Origin of the sequence: Arthrobacter cryoconiti, assembly GCF_020905375.1 — a bacterium.
GTDB classification, from domain to species: domain Bacteria; phylum Actinomycetota; class Actinomycetes; order Actinomycetales; family Micrococcaceae; genus Specibacter; species Specibacter cryoconiti.
On the sequence record NZ_JAJJBU010000003.1, the window covers coordinates 555,918 to 573,686 of the forward strand.

The window sequence follows — 17,769 nt, forward strand, 5'->3', positions numbered from 1 at the left end:
GTGGGGAAACCTTGGTGGTGTGCGCCCAGATACCACTGCCACCTCACCTAGGATGGGGTGCAGCGAACGTGCCCAATGAGTTACTCCGGGAGGAAATGTTAATGCGAAGGACAGTTGCCGAACACCAAGGTGCCGTGCTTGAGGTGCTGACAAAGGCTTGGAGTGGTCCGGAGGGAACCCTCCGGACCGAAGATGTCGGGGAACGAATGCCGTTAGCTGAGGCAGCTGGGCGAGTGCTGGCCGGCGACTTGGTGGCGCCTTTGTCCTTGCCTCCTTTCGCTAATTCGCAGATGGACGGCTTTGCTATTCTCTCCGATACGTCACAACCGGAATACGTTGATTCCATAGAATCAACCACCTTTACGGTGACTGCTACCATCCCCGCCGGCGTCACGCCTTCGCGGCTGCCGTCGGGTATGGCTGCACCGATCATGACGGGGGCCATGATGCCAGACGGTGCCGACGCCGTCGTGCCCGTGGAGAAAGCGGACCCTGCCCGCTTTCTAGCCGAAGGCGAGTCGGTGGTACTGCCGCTGACGCGAGCAGGTACTTATGTTCGCGCAATGGGCAGTGACCTGGCTCAGGGTGAACTGGCCATTGCTGCAGGGACGCTGTTAAATGCTGCGCACATCGGCTTGGCTTCCGCGTTGGGTTGCGTTCAGCTCACGGTTCGGCGAAAACCACGGGTTTTGCTAGTGACCACCGGGGATGAGGTGATGCTCCCGGGTGATCCCCGGGCCTCGGATGGACTGCCAGCGGGGAAAATTTTTGATGCCAATATGGCTTTGCTGCGGACCAGTTTCCAACAGGCTGGGGTAGAGGTCGTTTTGGCTCCAGTAGTTGCGGACCAGCCCCAGGCATTGTTGGAGATGCTTGAGAGCTATGTGGGGCCCAGTGCCCGCGGAGGGATCGATTTGATTGTCTCCACGGGTGGTATCAGTGCCGGCGCATTTGAGGTGGTTAAGCAAGCGCTCGATGATGCGAGCGTTGAGTTTGTTTCGGTGGCGCTGCAACCCGGTGGCCCGCAGGCGTTGGGCACGTTCCTGGGTGTGCCCTTCATCGGTTTCCCCGGAAATCCTGTCAGCGGGGTGGTCTCCTTTGAGCTGTTTTTACGCCCCGCATTGAGCGAAATCCTTGGAGCTCCCGAGCCGAGGCGTCGGGTGCTGGCGACCCTGGAACATGCGTTAGACTCACCAGCTGGAAAGTACCAGGTTCGCCGTGGAATCTACGAAGGCCCGGAATTTGAATCGGCGGCATCCGTGCGGGAAGTAGGCGGACCCTCCTCACATTTGCTGGCGTCGTTAGCCCAGGCAAACGCACTAATCCACATCCCGGCCGGGGTTACGGAACTTGAGTCCGGAGCAAAAGTGGAAGTATGGCTGTTATGACCGGCACTCAACCATCTAAATTAACCCACTTGCGCCAAGACGGTACCGCCCAGATGGTGGACGTCTCTGAAAAGGCCGTGACTACTCGGGAGGCCACCGCGAGCGGGGTGGTTCACACCACGGCGGAGGTCATGGTGTTGCTGGGCGCAGGCGAACTACCAAAGGGCGATGCGTTGGCAGTGGCGCGCGTGGCGGGCATCATGGCGGCGAAAAAGACACCCGAGCTCATTCCGCTGTGCCACCCGCTGCCAATCTCTAAGGTGACTGTGGATTTTGAGCTGGGCACCACCACTGTTGGTATTTTTGCCACTGTCAAGACCCGAGGGGTGACGGGTGTTGAAATGGAAGCACTTACCGCAGTGTCCGTGGCGGCACTTAGCGTGTACGACATGCTCAAGGCGGTGGACAAGCACGCAGTTATTTCGGATATCTCGGTGCTTGCTAAAAGTGGCGGGAAAAGAGGGGACTGGAGCATGGCAAGCAGTGCGGGCGCAGAAGACGGTGAGGCATCCAAGTGAACGATTCAAATTCTGAGGTTTCGCCAGGTGCTGCAGGAGTGCTGATTGCTTCCACACGCGCAGCAGCGGGCGTCTACGAGGATAAGACCGGACCGGTGATCGTCGATTGGCTGCGTGAACGGGGCTTTGATGTAGCCGAGCCTGTGGTCGTTGCGGATGGTCCTGCCGTTGGCCAGGCACTGCGCGCATTATTGGTCAATCAACCGTCCGTTGTGCTGACCAGCGGGGGCACGGGGTTGAGTCCTACTGACCAGACCCCTGAAATGACACTTCCCTTGCTAGAACGCGAAGTTCCGGGCATCATGGAAGCGATCCGGGCCGCGGGACTGAGCAAAACGCCGATGGCGGCCCTAAGCCGGGGACATGCTGGTCTCGCGGGGGACACTCTCATCGTGAATCTGCCGGGTTCACCCAAGGGTGTCATGGACGGCTTGGCCGTTTTGGAACCCATCATCAAGCATATTTGTGAACAGGTGAGGGGCGGGCATGGGCACTAATCTGGATGTAGTTGCCGCGCTGTTGAGCGCAGATCCCATCTCCGTCGACACCGCGATTGCGGCCGTTGAGTCCCAGCGGGCCGGAGCAGTTGTCAGCTTCAGCGGGGTAGTTCGCAACCATGACGGGGGCAAGCGGGTTCAGCGGCTCTCCTACAGTGCGCATCCGCTTGCCCAAGAAGTTCTGAACCGGATTGTCACCGAACTTGCCGGTGCTAAAGGGGCTGCCGATCCGGACGGGCATCCCGTGCGTATCTGGGTGGCACACCGTGTGGGACCGTTGGAAATCGGTGAACCTGCGTTGGTGTGCGCGGTTGCTTCCTCACACAGGGCCGAGGCCTTTGAAATCTGCTCGGAGTTGGTGGAACGGGTCAAAGCTGAAGTACCTATCTGGAAAGAGCAGTTCTACACCGACGGAAGCGTTGAATGGGTCGGGGCGGGAATGCTGCCTTAAACTGCCCTCCAGTGAGGCCAGGCTGACGTGAAGCCGTAGTGCGGATAATGGTGGCCGTGAAAACCAGTAGGCTTAAACGTATGAGTGAAATGCTAAAGGTCGCCGTTCTCGGCGCCAACGGACGTATGGGCGCGGCGGCTGTTGACGCCGTGGGTGAGGCAGCAGGCATGGAATTGGTAGCGGCTTTAGGGCGCGCCGATTCGCTGGAGATGCTTCGTGACTGTGGTGCAGAAGTCGTTGTAGATCTCACTGTCCCTTCCGCCACGGAAGCTAACGTTCGCTTTGCCGTTGAGCATGGCATGGACGTTGTCGTTGGTACCTCCGGTTGGGATGCGGTGCGTTTGGAATCACTCCAGGCCTTGTTGGCGGACCATCCCGAAAGCGGTGTCCTCATCGCGCCGAACTTCGCCCTCGGTTCAGTGCTCGCCACCCACTTCGCTACCAAAGCTGCGAAGTACTTTGACTCCGTTGAAATCATTGAACTCCACCACCCGGCCAAAGTGGATGCTCCCTCCGGTACTGCGTTGCGCACGGCCGAACTCATAGCTGCGGCCAGGAGGGCTGCGGGTGTACCCGCAGCCCCGGATGCAACAGAGACCGAACTCGACGGCGCCCGTGGTGCCAGCGTCGAGGGCATACCTGTCCACAGCGTTCGGCTAGCCGGATTGGTAGCGCACCAAGAAGTGCTGTTTGGCAACGCGGGGGAGGGACTGAAAATCCGTCATGATTCTTTCAACCTTGGCTCTTTCATGCCAGGAGTGCTGCTGGGAGTGCGCACGGTTGGAACACGTCCCGGATTGACATTGGGACTTGATGGTTACCTTGACTTGGAAGGCTAAGACTGTGGAAAAGATCCGTATCAGTAGAACCAAAGTCTGGGTCGCCTTGATCGCCTTGCTGCTGGTTTTTTACATGGTCGTCATGCTTCAGCGTTCCTTTACGCTCATGTTCGTCTCACCCGAATGGCAAGCCAAAGTCATGGGCGCGGCGTATTTCCTGATACCTCTCGTTGTGGCGTGGGTACTGGTCAACGAGATCCTTTTTGGCGCCCGTACCGAAAAGTTGGCCACCATCCTTGAATCGGAGGGTGGGTTGCCGGTGGATGAGCTGCCACGAACCCCTGCCGGAAGGATCATCCGGGCCGCCGCTGACGCCGAATTTGAAAAATACAAGCAGCAGGCTGAGGAAGCGCCAGGAGACTGGCGGTCCTGGTTCCGTCTCTCCTGCGCGTACGACGCATCCGGAGACCGCAAGCGAGCCCGCAAGGCGATGCGTGACGCGGTCAACATGTTCCGGGCCGGTCTCTGAGCGAACTCGAATTTTTCAGCGATGCAGGGCCGGCGGACCTGCGGTATCGAAGCTATAACGCCAAAAATAGGATGAAACCATGGTGAGCAGTACGCGCAACCCGGTAGACGGCGTCGAACTTTCCTTCGATAGTGTGGGGGAAGGGGACCCGATCCTGCTCATCCATGGCAGCGCCCTGAGCAGGGCCATTTGGCGCGGCTTCGGCTATACCAAGGCGCTGCGTGATCGCTATCAGGTCATCTCAATGGACCTGCGCGGCCACGGGCGCAGTGGCAAACCGCATGCTCAAAGTGCCTACGCCATGGACTTTTTGGTGGCCGATGCGTTGGCAGTTTTGGATGCTGCCGGGGCCGAGCGCGCCCATTTCGGTGGGTACTCCGTGGGATCACGGGTGGGATATTCGCTTGCTGTCAGCGCCCCCGAACGGCTGCTCTCCCTGACTACTTTTGGCGGCACGTTCCGCATCCAGCCCGGCAGTGTTGGGGATCTATTTTTCCCTGAGTACGACGCCGCTCTGGGCGCCGGCGGTATGACCGGCTTTGTGGCGGGCTGGGAAGCGCGGATGGGTCATGACCTTGATGCTCAAACGCGGGCGGCGTTCTTGGCAAACGACGGTGCTGCGTTGCAAGCTTATTTTCGTCAAACTGAGGCCGAAGCTGCCATTGCCGAATCCGACGTCGCAACTCTTGGCATGCCTGCACTGCTGTTCGCAGGAACGCGGGATCTTGCAAGGCTGCAGGATTCCCGACGCGCGAGCGAACTCATGCCCAATGCCCGTCTCGTAGAATTGCCGGGCCGCGACCATGGCACCACATTGATTCCGGCTCAACCGGTGTTGGAAGAGTGGTTACCCTTCCTCGCAACGTCCGGCAACTAGCCCGGAACGCAACGTCCGGCAACTAGCCCGCAATAGATGCTCTTTTAACCCATTGGAAAGCGATTTCCAATGCAATAATCGCGGGTCAGTTTGAGGGTGCGCCATCCTGCCTAGCTGCGCGGCCCTCGTTGCTGTGGTTATAGGCGGAGAGCACGGCCGGGATGATGACGGCAGAAGCGCGCCGGTAGCCCAAGGTGGATGGGTGAAAACCATCAATGGCGAACATGTCATGTGGTTCGGAGAGGAATATTGATCGCACGGCCCGGCCCAAGAGCACGGGCCGTGCACCGGCAGCTGTGGCAGCCTTGAACTGGGCTGTGGCCAATCTTCTGGAGAGCTGACCCCCCACTTCACGCAGCGGTTTCGGTAGCGAGGGCAAGGTGTCGAAGTCTGGACAGGTACCTACGACGACTGCACTTCCCATCTCCCGCAGCCTTAACATAACAGCGGTGAGTTCCTTGATGGAAGTTGCCAGCGAGACGCGATTCGTCAAGTCATTACCGCCCACAATGACAAGAGTGATAAATGGCACGGCGCCGTTGAGAGAGTCCAACTGGCCATTGACGTCACTGGTTTTGGCACCCACAACAGCAACGGTTCTTAGTTCTACGGCGCGGTGTGCGTGGTCAGAGAGGGCAACTGCCAGATTCGCCCCTAAGGTTGCCGCTGGTCTCGTCGCACCCAGGCTGGCGGCCACAGAATCTCCGGCTACCACCAGCAGCAACGGTTTGCCCCAAGCTGGCCGATAGATCTTGTCTGCGTCCGGGCCTCTGTCGCCGAGCCGATGCCCCACTGCGTGATATGCCCGGCGGCCTTCCGTGCCAAAGAGCACTGCCAGTCCACCCACCGTCGCAACGACGCTCGCGGCAACGACCGCGCCAGCTAGCGCTGTCCTTCGGAGGGAGATGGCATCCATGCTGGAAGTATAAGCCGCCGGGAGAACGCGGTGACGGACGCGTTGAACGAAACTGATGCCGAACAAGTAATGTTTTAGCTATGTCTGCCACTGATGGAACTCTGCGCCCCTTTGGAACCCTGGTCCCTGCCATGGTCACACCCTTTACCGTAAATGGTGAAGTGGACTACAAGCAGGCGGCTGCTCTGGCCAATAAGTTAGTTGACGACGGTTGCGATGGCATCCTGGTCACCGGAACGACGGGGGAGACCCCGACCTTGACAGACGAGGAAAACCTCAAAATGTTCGCGGCGGTTCTTGACGCCGTGGGCGGGCGGGCCCGCGTGATCGCTGGCACCGGTACCAATGACACCCGGCACTCCATTAGTTTGTCCTTGCGTGCAGCAGATCTTGGTGTCCATGGCTTGTTGATTGTGACACCGTACTACAACAAACCCAGTCAAAGTGGCATCAGGGCCCACTTCGAGGCTATCGCCGATTCCACGCCACTACCCGTGATGATCTATGACATTCCCGGGCGAACAGGCATGGCGATCACCACGGAAACGATGATCAAATTGGCTGATCACCCGCGGATCGTTGCTCTCAAGGATGCCAAAGCTGATTTCACGGCAACCTCGCGTGTGATGGCCAGCACCGATCTTGATGTTTACTCGGGCGACGACGGACTGACCTTGCCGCTGATGGCGGCAGGAGCCGTCGGGCTCGTCAGCGTCAGCGCCCATATCGCACCACGGCGTTTCCGTGCGCTCATTGACGCAGCAGCCGCGGGGGACTTCGTTACGGCTCGCCGTATCCACTTCGAGCTGGACCCTCTGATTCGTGCCGCCATGGGACATGTTCAGGGCGCCGTCGCGGTGAAACAAATTCTTAAGTGGCAGGGGATCCTGTCCAACTCGGTTGTCCGGCTTCCACTTGTGGAGCCGGACGAGGCCGAGATCGCGATGATCAAGGCTGACCTTGCGGAAGCTGGAATGGAATTGTAAACATGACCCAAATGACCGAGCCTGGCTTGAGCACACCACCACCACTCGCGGAAGAAACGCTACGGATCGTGCCGTTGGGCGGCATTGGCGAGATCGGGCGCAATATGACGGTCTTTGAAATGGGCGGCAAATTACTCATTGTGGACTGTGGAGTCCTCTTCCCGGAAGAGGACCAACCAGGCGTCGACGTGATCCTGCCTGACTTTTCCTATATCAAGGACCGCCTCGATGACGTAGTGGGCGTAGTTCTCACGCACGGCCATGAAGACCACATTGGTGCGGTACCGTATCTGCTGCGCCTGCGCGAAGACATTCCGCTGATCGGTTCGCATTTCACCCTGGCGTTAGTTGAGGCCAAGCTTGAAGAGCATCGGATTAGGCCTTACTCGCTCACTGTCAAAGAAGGAGACGTAGAGCAGTTTGGCCCGTTCCAGTGCGAGTTTGTGGCAGTAAACCATTCCATCCCTGACGCGCTGGCCGTGTTTATCCGCACTGCGGGTGGAACCGTGCTGCACACGGGTGACTTCAAGATGGACCAACTGCCCCTTGACGGGCGCATCACGGATCTGCGCCACTTTGCTCGCTTGGGCGTGGAAGGTGTGGATCTGTTCTTGGTGGACTCTACCAACGCCGATGTGCCCGGATTCACCACCAGTGAGGCGGAGATCGGGCCCACCCTAGAAGCGCTATTTGGCAAAGCGGACAAACGCATCATTGTGGCCAGTTTTTCCTCCCATGTCCATCGGGTACAGCAGGTACTTAATGCCGCCGTCGTCCATGGACGAAAGGTGGCTTTCGTTGGCCGTTCGATGGTGCGCAACATGAGCATCGCGGAGAAACTTGGCTACCTTCATGTGCCCGCAGATGTCGTGGTGGACTTGAAAAACGTGTCCGATCTGCCGGATAAAGACGTGGTCCTGATGTCTACCGGCTCTCAAGGTGAACCCATGGCAGCGCTCTCTCGCATGGCCAATGGGGACCACAAGATCAAGGTGGGCGTTGGCGACACCGTCATATTGGCGTCGTCATTGATTCCGGGCAACGAAAATGCTGTATACCGGATCATCAATGGCCTGCTCAAGCTTGGCGCAGACGTTATCCACAAAGGTACTGCGAAGGTGCACGTTTCCGGCCATGCAGCGGCTGGGGAACTTCTGTACTGCTACAACATCCTCAAACCGAAAAATGTCATGCCGGTGCACGGGGAAACCCGGCACTTGATCGCGAACGGAAAGATTGCCCAGTCATCCGGCGTGCCAGCTACAAACGTCCTCTTGACCAACGATGGTTCCGTGATCGATTTGGCCCACGGTGAGGCGAAAATCGTAGGCCAAGTCGAGTGCGGTTTTGTGTACGTTGACGGCAAGAGCGTGGGGGAGATTACCGACGCGGACCTCAAAGATCGCCGCACGCTAGGAGACGAAGGTTTCATCTCCATCATCACAGTGGTGAATCGCTCCACCGGGAAAATCGTTTCTGGTCCCGATATTCATGCTCGTGGCGTAGCCGAGGACGATTCAGTCTTTGACGAGATCAAGCCGAAGATCGCCCAAGCATTGGAAGAGGCCGTCATCGCCAGTACCGACCACACCGTCCACCAGCTCCAACAAGTGGTCCGCAGGGTCATTGGTACGTGGGTCAACCGTAAATTGCGCCGGCGCCCAATGATCATTCCCGTGGTCCTGGAAGCATAAAAAGGCGGGTCCGTGAGGTCGTGCTTGAAGGTCGACTGATTTCACCGGGCACTTTTTTCACGCGTCTTGAGCCAGGACACGTCCAAGTTCGACGACGGTGTCGGGTACGTTGGCGTCGCTGGGCCAATGTACCCGGCGTTGCCGTGAGCAGGGTTCGAGGCTTCGCGGGTGGCTGACCGGGCGCGGCGCCACCCCTTCGCGAGGCGTGTAAATCCGCGGAAAGTGGCGCTCAAGAGGGTATCTTTGACTCTATGGCGACTCGTTCTTCTCCCGCTCGCGCGTCCGCCGGCAAGTCAGGCGGCGTTTCGACGCGCCCTGCGAAGACCGCAAGCATGCCGAGCGCACGCAATAAACTTCCCGAAGCTGAAAAGCGGCTCGTGTGGCCGTTGCGCTTGGTGGTCGGCCTATGGCAAGGGCTAGGCCATCTGCTGGGCGGTGGAATTCGGCGTATGGGCACAGATGTCAGCACGCTGGCCTCCTCGGATCGACGCGACGGAAGCGGGCTGCTCTTCATTGTTCTGGCGGCAGTCATTGCGACCTTTGAATGGTGGGGGCTGAGCGGTCCAATTGCTGACGCCGTCCACGGCGTCTTTGAGGGGACCTTTGGTTGGGTTGCGACTCTCCTGCCGCCTTTACTGCTCATTTTCTCTGTCCTCGTGTTTCGCCAGCCAGCCAATATGCGCAGTAACAATCGGGTGGCTATTGGATTTTCAGTATTGGTTCTTTCCGTGTGCTCATTGGCGCATGTAGCAGGTGGACTGCCCAACGCGAGTGATGGATTCACCGGTGTCAGCGCTGCTGGTGGAATGGTAGGGGCCATTGCTGGTGGGGTGGTGGCCCTAGCGAGCCCCATATTGGCTGTGGCGATCTATTCAGTCTTGGCCCTCGTGAGTGTCTTGATAGTGACGGCAACGCCGATCCTGCATATTCCTGCTCGCCTGCGCGGACTCTACGGTCAGCTCATGGGTACCGCGCCGCAGGGGGAACTCACCGGGCATGGTCACGACCAAAGCTACCTGTTCGACCGTGATGAACCCCCAGCAAAGATCAAAAAGCCGCGTGGCCGACTTGCCCGTAAGAAGTCGGAGGAGGATAACGAGGCCCCCGACTACGACGGCGACGGCGCGTTTGAGACGGCCCTGGTCGCTGGGCAGGATATTACAACGGTGAGTGCCGAGCCAGCCGCACCCTCCTTACCGCCGGGTGTTCGCCGCCCCACGCGTGACGAACTGGCAGCGGATGCGATTAAGGCTCGTCAAGGGCTTCCCACTACGGCAGACGCCCACACCAACCGCTCATCCGGCTCCCACGAACGCGAAGCCGTGACGGAGTCCATTGGAATCGTTTCAGCCAACGCTCTAGGCGGGGTCACCCGCGCTATCCCTGCCCCTCCGGCGGCCGCACCAATGCCCATTCCGGCGCGTTCGGAGCAACTCCAACTCTCAGGTGACGTCACTTACACCCTGCCGTCCTCTGATTTCTTACCTTCTGGCCCACCAGCACGAGAGGCCACAGAAGCCAACGACGCCGTCGTCGCAGCCTTGACGGATACCCTTCAGCAGTTCAACGTGGATGCAGCCGTTACCGGATTCAGTCGAGGCCCCACGGTGACCCGGTACGAGATTGAACTCTCGCCCGGGACCAAGGTCGAACGCGTGACGGCTCTGAGCAAGAACATCTCCTACGCCGTGGCGTCCTCCGATGTGCGAATCCTCAGTCCCATTCCCGGCAAGAGCGCCATCGGAATCGAGATTCCCAACGCGGATAAGGAAATAGTGGTGTTGGGAGACGTTCTACGATCCGCTAACGCCCGCCGCACTGACCACCCCATGGTGATGGGTGTGGGCAAGGACGTGGAAGGCGGATTCGTCGTCGCCAATTTGGCCAAGATGCCTCACCTGCTGGTCGCCGGGGCCACGGGCGCGGGTAAATCCTCTTTTGTTAACTCTATGATTGTCTCGATCTTGATGCGTGCCACCCCAGATGAGGTGCGTATGGTCATGGTTGACCCCAAGCGCGTTGAGCTGACGGCCTATGAAGGTGTCCCGCATCTGATCACGCCCATCATCACTAACCCGAAGAAGGCCGCAGAAGCCTTGCAGTGGGTAGTTCGCGAAATGGACCAGCGTTACGATGATCTGGCGAATTACGGTTTCAAGCACATTGACGAATTCAACAAGGCAGTCAAGGCCGGCAAAGTCCAGCCCCCCGTGGACTCTAAGCGAGTTATCCGTCCGTACCCATACCTGTTGGTGATCGTTGATGAGCTCGCAGACCTGATGATGGTGGCTCCCCGCGACGTTGAAGACTCGATCGTGCGGATCACGCAGTTGGCCCGTGCGGCCGGCATTCACCTTGTCCTGGCTACCCAGCGGCCGTCCGTGGATGTTGTGACGGGTTTGATCAAGGCCAATGTGCCTTCTCGAATGGCCTTCGCAACTTCGTCCGTGACAGATTCTCGCGTGGTCTTGGACCAGCCCGGTGCCGAAAAGCTCTTGGGTCAAGGTGATGCACTGTTCTTGCCGATGGGTAAGTCCAAGCCCATCCGCGTTCAGGGAGCCTGGGTCACTGAGGCCGAGATTAAACGTGTCGTGGACCATGTCAAGGGTGAGCTCAAAGTCAGCTACCGGACAGACGTTGCCGTGGAAGCCCCGAAGAAGGTGATCGAAGACGACATCGGTGATGACTTGGAACTCTTGCTTCAGGCAACTGAGTTGATAGTCACGACCCAGTTTGGCTCGACGTCAATGCTTCAGCGCAAGCTTCGGGTCGGCTTTGCCAAGGCGGGGCGGTTGATGGACCTGCTGGAGTCTCGGGGAGTCGTGGGGCCCTCGGAAGGTTCCAAGGCCCGGGACGTTCTGGTCAAGCCTGATGATCTCGCAGTGACACTTGCCGCCATCAGGGGGGATGAACCCGCCTCGGGGCACTCGGTCACGGGGAATATCGACGACGCCACGAGCGATCGAACCCAGCGGGATCCGGCCTCGGATCATCTGAGCGCGGCGCTGGCCGATAACGCTAATGCCAACCACACTTGGGGCACTGACCTAGTTGCTGAGGACCTGGCTAATCGGACCGAGGCTGTGGACTACGGCGATGGGGGCGACGACGGCGAAGATGCTTGGTCGCTCACCGGTCGGTAGGGCCCGCTTACCGCTGGAGCCAAATGAGGATAGCCTTGAACTGTGACTGAAACCACCGCCCCAACACCGTCCACTCCGGTTCCTTCTAACTGGAACCTGCCCAACGCATTAACCCTGCTGCGTATTGCACTGGTGCCGTTCTTCATCATTTTCTTTCTGACCGACGACGGAGCCTATGGCTGGTGGCGCTGGGGTGCAGTGGCGATGTTTGTGGTCGCGATTTACACCGACAAGCTCGACGGCGACATCGCCCGTGCCCGGGGCCTCGTCACCAGTTTCGGTAAAATTGCTGATCCAATTGCGGATAAATTACTCATCGGCTCTGCCCTGATCTTGCTCTCCGCGGTAGGGGAGCTGTGGTGGTGGGTAACAATAGTGATGCTCGTGCGAGAGATTGGCATCACAATCTTGCGTTTTGTGGTGATCCGTTACGGCGTCATGGCCGCATCAAAGGGTGGGAAGCTAAAGACGGTGCTGCAGACAATCGCCATCTTCGTATTCCTCTTGCCGGTCACACCGGCACATACTTGGCTATCAGTCGTGGCGTTGATCGTCATGATGGTGGCACTTCTAGTAACGGTCGTGACAGGCATTGACTATGTAGTGAAGGCCATACAGCTGCGCAATAGTGGCAAGGGAAGCCGAGCCGGTCAGAGTGTCTAAGTCAGATATTGGCTCTTGGTTGACCACGCTCATTGCGGATGCAACGGCAGCCAGGCTGAGTGTGGCCACAGCGGAATCACTCACGGGCGGCCTGCTTGCGGCAACCATTGTGGATGTACCTGGGGCCTCTGGGATGTTCTTTGGTGGCGTTGTGGCCTACCAGAATTCAGTGAAAGTCAGAGCTCTTGGAGTCTCGGAAAAACTTTTGGACCAGCGCGGTGCCGTTGATGCGGATGTGGCGGTGGCCATGGCGCTCGGGGCGTGCCGAGCTACGGGGGCCAGGGTCGGAATCTCTACCACGGGTGTTGCCGGACCAGAACCTCATCAGGGCAAGGATGTGGGCACCGTATATGTGGGTATCGCGTTGGATGGCGTTGCTCGGGCTCATAAATTCCACCTGGCAGGAGATCGGGCGGCGATCCGCCATCAGACCGTAAGTGAGGCTCTCCAGCTTCTTCTTGATCTTGTCAAGACCATGCGGGAACAAAAGTTGTGAGCAGATAGTTACTCTTAGTGAACACAAAAGTCGCTTCTTCCCTTTAGGATGGGAGCACTAAGTGAGCGTATCCTTTTCGGATCAGCCGAAAAGTATGAAGGAAACTAACAAGGAGCAAGACGATACCGATGGTGAAACAACCCGTATCCGTAAACGGCGTGGTGCGCTGGCGGGATGTGGGTTTGGCAGACGAGGCAAAACACACGCAGAAGGACCGCAAGATGGTGGTTCTGCGCCAGGAGATTGGTGATGTTCTCCGGGATGTCCGTCAACGTCAAGGCCGCACACTCCGTGAAGTCTCACACAACGCGCGCGTCTCGCTGGGTTATCTCAGCGAAGTTGAGCGTGGGCAAAAGGAAGCATCTTCTGAGCTGCTGTCCTCAATTTGTTCGGCACTGGATGTGCCGCTCTCACTCATGCTCCGTGAGGTGAGTGACCGTTTGGCCATTGCCGAAGGCGTGGCTGTCCCAGACACTGTTCCCCAAGAATTCGCGGCGCGCTATGGCCGTGATCTCAATGAGGAACTCTCTGATGAACTCCGCAAGGGCCTGATTTCCAGCTCGTACTAACGTTTTGGCCCGTAATCCGTTGATCTGGCTCGTTCCGGATCCACCCCAAAATCAGTATCGTTGAAGGTCGCGATCAGCGACCCTGCGACGGCGGGCCCTGCCATGGCGGCGGGGCCCGTTTTTTGTACCCCATTTGAGCTACTAAAAAGTCTTGGAGATCTGTTCTCCGTCCTCCGTTTGAGCCAACTGGGGGCTGCTCAAGGGTGCCGCGTCTGCGAGCTTTGCAGACGCTTGGTGGGAGTCGCCGGCGCCGGCATTGCGGTCGTCAGCGTTGCCATTGAGCTTGGCGATCAAGACAGCCAAAGTCGTCAACTCGGTGTTGTCCCAATGGGCTAGAAGGGCATGGAATGCTTCCTGGCGGCCAGCGTTCACAGAGCGCATCTTCGTCAGACCGGCTGGAGTTAGGCCGATCATCTGAGCGCGCCCGTCGCTGGGATCCGCCTCTTTTTGCACAAGTCCAATACTCTCGAGGAACTTGATCTGACGGCTCACCGACGGTTTGCCCACGCCAATACATTTCGCCAACTCGGTCAGGCGCATGCCGCCGTGATGCAGTAGAACGGACAGCAGCCCGTAGGCGGCAGGTTCCAACTCCGGATGGACGCTGCGTGTGAGGCTATGGTTCAGTACTCTGGCTCGACGCCATAGCAGGCTCAACTGCGCCTCCAGGACCTGGATGGCTTCGCGGGATTGAGCTGACTCATCCGGCGAGGATGGGCGCTGTGGAGAACCTGACTGTTTCATGATGCAAGTCTATGGCGCTTAGTGCAGCAACTGATGAGTGGCATGCGAGAATGAAGGAGTGAGAGTAAGTGAGTTTTGGCGATTGATGGACGATGAATTCAGTCCTGGATATTCTCGGGTGCTGGCCCGTGAGCTGGTCTTAGGCGGGGTCGGAGGAACCACTGCCGAGCACGCCTTGAAGGCAGGCTTTGAGCCTCGCGATGTGTGGATTGCCGTGTGTGAGGTGCAAGACGTGCCACCAGAACGCCGCCTGGGTAAAGACCTTCCGGGGAACAAATAGGCGCCGACACACCGCGATAAATATTCGAATACTAGTTCGATTCGTTTTAGAGTGTCTAAGAAAGCACTACGTACTTTAGGGCTGGCTCATGAAGTGTTGCGTGGCAGCCAGCAAAGTTTTCCACAATTTCTACGTCCATGGACTCAAAGGCTTATGAATGTCAGAGCCTTGAACTAGCGTTGATAACAGTTGATTAGTACCCATAAGACATAAGAGTCCACAACCTGTCCACCGGCACCCGAGTGCCAAGCGGACGGGCAGCCATAATGGCACATATGAAAGACCGAGGTGAATCATGGCCGCTCCCGCAGACCGTGAAAAGGCGCTGGCCGCAGCACTGGCCCAGATCGATAAGCAGTTTGGTAAGGGCTCGGTCATGCGGCTGGGTGACGACGTACGTGCGCCCATCGAAGTGATCCCCACCGGATCCATCGCACTGGACGTGGCCTTAGGCATTGGCGGGTTGCCGCGCGGAAGAGTCGTGGAAATCTATGGGCCTGAGTCTTCGGGTAAGACCACGGTAGCGCTGCACGCAGTCGCTAACGCCCAAAAGGGTGGTGGCATTGCCGCGTTCATTGATGCTGAACACGCGCTGGACCCTGACTATGCGGCGAGGTTGGGTGTGGACGTTGACGCGCTCCTAGTTTCCCAGCCGGACACCGGTGAGCAAGCCCTGGAAATCATGGACATGCTCATTGGCTCGGGATCCTTGGACGTTATCGTCATTGACTCCGTTGCCGCTCTGGTTCCGAGGGCCGAAATCGAAGGCGACATGGGAGATAGCCACGTCGGGCTTCAAGCCCGCCTGATGAGCCAGGCCCTCCGTAAGATCACCGGGCGCCTGAGTCAAACCAAGACCACCGCAATCTTCATCAACCAGCTGCGTGAAAAGATTGGTGTCTTCTTTGGTAGTCCCGAAACAACCACGGGTGGAAAGGCGCTGAAATTCTATGCGTCAATCCGCATTGATGTGAGGCGCATCCAGACGTTGAAGGAGGGCGCCGATGCTGTAGGTAACCGAACCAAAGCTAAAGTCGTCAAAAACAAAATGGCTCCGCCTTTCAAGATCGCCGAATTCGACATCATCTACGGCCAAGGTATTTCCCGTGAGGGAGGCATTATCGACATGGGCGTTGAACACGGCATCATCAAGAAGTCCGGCTCGTGGTACACCTATGACGGTGATCAGCTGGGGCAGGGTATGGAGAACTCACGTCGATTCTTGAAAGATAACCCTGAATTGACAGAGGAACTTGAACGACTCATCAAGACCAAACTTGGCGTGGGCGTCATTCCTGAGGAGGAAGTGGAAACCGCGCCTAAGCTCAAGGCCGTTGATGGATTTTAAAACGGACTAATGGACTAACGGACTATGAGTATGAAGAGGCCCGCGCCTGAACTAGACCCTGACGCTAATCCAGCGTCAGTGGCTAGGGCTATTGTTTTGCGCCAGCTGACCAACTCGCCCAAGAGCCGCCACCAACTCGAGCAAAAACTCGTCGAACGTCACATCCCGGGTGAAGTCTCCCAAGCGGTCTTGGACCGTTTCGAAGAGGTGAAACTCATTGACGATGCCGAGTTTGCGCTGCTCTGGGTGCGCAGCCGATCGCAGTACAAGTCAATGGCGCGCAGCGCGCTCAAACGGGAGCTTGCAGAGAGAGGAATTGCTCCAGAACTGATTGAGGATGCCTTAGGCCAAATCACCCAAGAAGCCGAGGATGCTGGAGCCGAAGAACTGGTGCGCAAGAAGCTTCGCAGCTCTGTGGACCTTGCAGATCGGGACGAACGTGAGAAATACACCAGACGGTGGGTGGCCATGCTGGCCCGCAAAGGCTACAACCCCTCCTCCGCTTTTACCGTCGTTGGAAAAGTGATCGATCAGGCTCTTGCGGACGAAACACCCTAGAGCGGTTGGGACAATGGACCCGGCGGTGGATATGCTAACCACATATGACATATCCGTCCCGTCACCGTCTTCGCCTCCTGGCTGCTTGCGCTGCCGCCGGGTTCTTTGCTGTGTCCTTGACCGCGATTGGTCCTGCCGCTGCTGACGATGCGCCTCCCAGTGGATTTCCGAGCTGGTCAGACGTGCAACAAGCCAAAGGGAATGCCTCCGCAACGCAGGCTGAAGTAGCAAAAATCGGGGCGCTTCTGCAAGGGCTGTCGGCTGAATCAGACACATTGGGCACGGCTGCGGTCCGAGCCGGTGCCAGCTATGCTTCCACCAAATCCGAACTGGACGCAGTTGCCGCGCAGGTGAGCGTCCTCCAGGCGAGGTCCGGCCGTGCAGAGAAGGACGCTGCCAAGTACCAAAAGGACGTAGCTGCGGTTGCCGCTCAAAGGTATAAGTCCGGCGGGGCAGATCTTGGTATTTTCAATACCTTCGTTGCCCTTGGTTCCACCGATTCCCTTCAAGGGCTGGACATACTGACGCAGGTGGGTGATGCCGCGGCGGCCAAGCAAGTTAAAGCCAAGGACGCCCAAGCCGTTGCCCTTTCCCTGTCTAAGGCTCGCCAGGCCGCTGAGTTAGAACAAGCAAAGTTGACTGGTGTTGCCAAAGGCGAACTGGATGCGGCTGTGAGCGCGCAACAAGCTGTGACGGAACAGTTGGCAGCGCGGCAAGCCCAAAGCACCACGCTCACGGCGCAACTTGCTTCCTTGAACAATACGAGTTCAGCCGTTGAACAGGAATACCAGCAGGGGCAGGTCGCTCTTGCGGCATATCAGGCCGCACAAGCAGCGAAGCAGAAAGCAGCTGATGAAGCCGCCCGAGCGGCAGCAGCTCGTGCGGCAGCCGCGCAACCTCAGCCTCAACCTCAAACTCCCGACGCCGGTTCTGGCGGGTGGATCCCACCGGAGATACTGCTACCAAATATTCCAGGGGGCGCCGTCAACGACCCTGCAGGTGCCCAGGCATACGCCTCGTCCAGACTTGGCGCCTATGGGTGGGGGCAATCGGAATTCTCGTGCTTAGTTAGGCTCTGGACACAAGAATCGAGCTGGCTGACAAACGCCACAAATCCCTCCAGCGGCGCCTACGGGATCGCGCAGTCGTTGCCACCCGGGAAGTATTCCTCGGCCGGGAACGATTGGCTAACGAACTACAGGACCCAAATTGAGTGGGGGTTAGGTTACATTCGGGACCGCTACGGTTCACCGTGCGGAGCTTGGGCCCACGAGGTCTCCATAGGCTGGTATTAGCGCCTTAGCAGTGCGGTTCAGGTGAGCTGTTTAGTGTG

The 17,769-nt window shown here is 58.3% G+C and carries 20 protein-coding genes; 17 read left to right on the forward strand and 3 right to left on the reverse strand.

Annotation, left to right across the window (positions count from 1 at the left end; all coding sequences use genetic code 11):
• The first annotated feature begins 101 nt into the window (after window positions 1-101).
• The 7 genes from LOH53_RS02610 (at window position 102) to LOH53_RS02640 (ending at window position 5,039) form a co-directional block, all read left to right on the forward strand.
• Window positions 102-1,388 (forward strand): molybdopterin molybdotransferase MoeA, encoded by a 1,287-nt coding sequence (locus tag LOH53_RS02610; RefSeq protein WP_230066141.1) that lies wholly within the window; start codon window positions 102-104, stop codon window positions 1,386-1,388.
• Window positions 1,376-1,906, forward strand: coding sequence for a cyclic pyranopterin monophosphate synthase MoaC (moaC, locus tag LOH53_RS02615; protein WP_230066142.1), 531 nt, complete (start codon window positions 1,376-1,378; stop codon window positions 1,904-1,906). The genes LOH53_RS02610 and moaC overlap by 13 nt, the downstream gene beginning before the upstream one ends.
• Entirely contained in the window at window positions 1,903-2,403 is a 501-nt protein-coding gene (locus LOH53_RS02620; RefSeq protein ID WP_230066143.1) for a MogA/MoaB family molybdenum cofactor biosynthesis protein, read from the forward strand. Before moaC ends, LOH53_RS02620 begins: the two co-directional genes overlap by 4 nt.
• Complete coding sequence (locus tag LOH53_RS02625) at window positions 2,393-2,854, forward strand: molybdenum cofactor biosynthesis protein MoaE (protein ID WP_230066144.1); 462 nt, start codon at window positions 2,393-2,395, stop codon at window positions 2,852-2,854. Before LOH53_RS02620 ends, LOH53_RS02625 begins: the two co-directional genes overlap by 11 nt.
• A gap of 80 nt (window positions 2,855-2,934) precedes the next feature.
• Window positions 2,935-3,693 (forward strand): 4-hydroxy-tetrahydrodipicolinate reductase, encoded by a 759-nt coding sequence (gene dapB / locus LOH53_RS02630; protein WP_230066145.1) that lies wholly within the window; start codon window positions 2,935-2,937, stop codon window positions 3,691-3,693.
• Between the two features lie 73 nt (window positions 3,694-3,766).
• Entirely contained in the window at window positions 3,767-4,162 is a 396-nt protein-coding gene (locus LOH53_RS02635) for a hypothetical protein (protein ID WP_230066239.1), read from the forward strand.
• A gap of 79 nt (window positions 4,163-4,241) precedes the next feature.
• Window positions 4,242-5,039: an alpha/beta fold hydrolase gene (locus LOH53_RS02640; protein WP_230066146.1), complete on the forward strand. Its 798-nt coding sequence runs from the start codon at window positions 4,242-4,244 to the stop codon at window positions 5,037-5,039.
• Between the two features lie 85 nt (window positions 5,040-5,124).
• Here LOH53_RS02640 and LOH53_RS02645 read toward each other — a convergent pair whose 3' ends face one another.
• Window positions 5,125-5,955 (reverse strand): SGNH/GDSL hydrolase family protein, encoded by an 831-nt coding sequence (locus tag LOH53_RS02645; RefSeq protein WP_230066147.1) that lies wholly within the window; start codon window positions 5,953-5,955, stop codon window positions 5,125-5,127.
• 80 nt (window positions 5,956-6,035) lie between these two features.
• On the opposite strand from LOH53_RS02645, the gene dapA reads away from it, so the two are divergent.
• Both dapA and LOH53_RS02655 read left to right on the forward strand, forming a co-directional pair.
• The gene (dapA, locus tag LOH53_RS02650) at window positions 6,036-6,941 is read left to right on the forward strand and encodes a 4-hydroxy-tetrahydrodipicolinate synthase (RefSeq protein WP_230066148.1); all 906 of its coding nucleotides are present in this window, start codon (window positions 6,036-6,038) and stop codon (window positions 6,939-6,941) included.
• A 2-nt stretch (window positions 6,942-6,943) separates the two neighbouring features.
• The gene (locus tag LOH53_RS02655) at window positions 6,944-8,635 is read left to right on the forward strand and encodes a ribonuclease J (RefSeq protein ID WP_230066149.1); all 1,692 of its coding nucleotides are present in this window, start codon (window positions 6,944-6,946) and stop codon (window positions 8,633-8,635) included.
• A gap of 41 nt (window positions 8,636-8,676) precedes the next feature.
• On the opposite strand, the gene LOH53_RS02660 is transcribed toward LOH53_RS02655, so the two are convergent.
• Window positions 8,677-8,868 (reverse strand): hypothetical protein, encoded by a 192-nt coding sequence (locus LOH53_RS02660; RefSeq protein ID WP_230066150.1) that lies wholly within the window; start codon window positions 8,866-8,868, stop codon window positions 8,677-8,679.
• 18 nt (window positions 8,869-8,886) lie between these two features.
• Here LOH53_RS02660 and LOH53_RS02665 point away from each other — a divergent pair, with 18 nt between their 5' ends.
• The 4 genes from LOH53_RS02665 (at window position 8,887) to LOH53_RS02680 (ending at window position 13,506) form a co-directional block, all read left to right on the forward strand.
• On the forward strand, window positions 8,887-11,778 hold the full coding sequence (locus LOH53_RS02665; protein WP_230066151.1) for an FtsK/SpoIIIE family DNA translocase: 2,892 nt from the start codon (window positions 8,887-8,889) through the stop codon (window positions 11,776-11,778).
• A gap of 42 nt (window positions 11,779-11,820) precedes the next feature.
• Window positions 11,821-12,441 (forward strand): CDP-diacylglycerol--glycerol-3-phosphate 3-phosphatidyltransferase, encoded by a 621-nt coding sequence (gene pgsA, locus LOH53_RS02670; RefSeq protein ID WP_230066152.1) that lies wholly within the window; start codon window positions 11,821-11,823, stop codon window positions 12,439-12,441.
• Window positions 12,434-12,937: a CinA family protein gene (locus LOH53_RS02675; protein WP_230066153.1), complete on the forward strand. Its 504-nt coding sequence runs from the start codon at window positions 12,434-12,436 to the stop codon at window positions 12,935-12,937. Before pgsA ends, LOH53_RS02675 begins: the two co-directional genes overlap by 8 nt.
• 128 nt (window positions 12,938-13,065) lie before the next feature.
• Complete coding sequence (locus LOH53_RS02680) at window positions 13,066-13,506, forward strand: helix-turn-helix domain-containing protein (RefSeq protein WP_230066154.1); 441 nt, start codon at window positions 13,066-13,068, stop codon at window positions 13,504-13,506.
• A 141-nt stretch (window positions 13,507-13,647) separates the two neighbouring features.
• On the opposite strand, the gene LOH53_RS02685 is transcribed toward LOH53_RS02680, so the two are convergent.
• Entirely contained in the window at window positions 13,648-14,250 is a 603-nt protein-coding gene (locus tag LOH53_RS02685) for a MarR family winged helix-turn-helix transcriptional regulator (protein ID WP_230066155.1), read from the reverse strand.
• A 58-nt stretch (window positions 14,251-14,308) separates the two neighbouring features.
• On the opposite strand from LOH53_RS02685, the gene LOH53_RS02690 reads away from it, so the two are divergent.
• The 4 genes from LOH53_RS02690 (at window position 14,309) to LOH53_RS02705 (ending at window position 17,731) form a co-directional block, all read left to right on the forward strand.
• On the forward strand, window positions 14,309-14,530 hold the full coding sequence (locus tag LOH53_RS02690; protein ID WP_230066156.1) for a DUF3046 domain-containing protein: 222 nt from the start codon (window positions 14,309-14,311) through the stop codon (window positions 14,528-14,530).
• 295 nt (window positions 14,531-14,825) lie between these two features.
• Window positions 14,826-15,878, forward strand: a complete 1,053-nt coding sequence (gene recA / locus LOH53_RS02695) for a recombinase RecA (RefSeq protein WP_230066157.1) — start codon at window positions 14,826-14,828, stop codon at window positions 15,876-15,878.
• Between the two features lie 24 nt (window positions 15,879-15,902).
• Complete coding sequence (locus tag LOH53_RS02700) at window positions 15,903-16,436, forward strand: regulatory protein RecX (RefSeq protein ID WP_230066158.1); 534 nt, start codon at window positions 15,903-15,905, stop codon at window positions 16,434-16,436.
• A gap of 44 nt (window positions 16,437-16,480) precedes the next feature.
• On the forward strand, window positions 16,481-17,731 hold the full coding sequence (locus LOH53_RS02705; protein ID WP_230066159.1) for a coiled-coil domain-containing protein: 1,251 nt from the start codon (window positions 16,481-16,483) through the stop codon (window positions 17,729-17,731).
• Window positions 17,732-17,769: the final 38 nt, after the last annotated feature.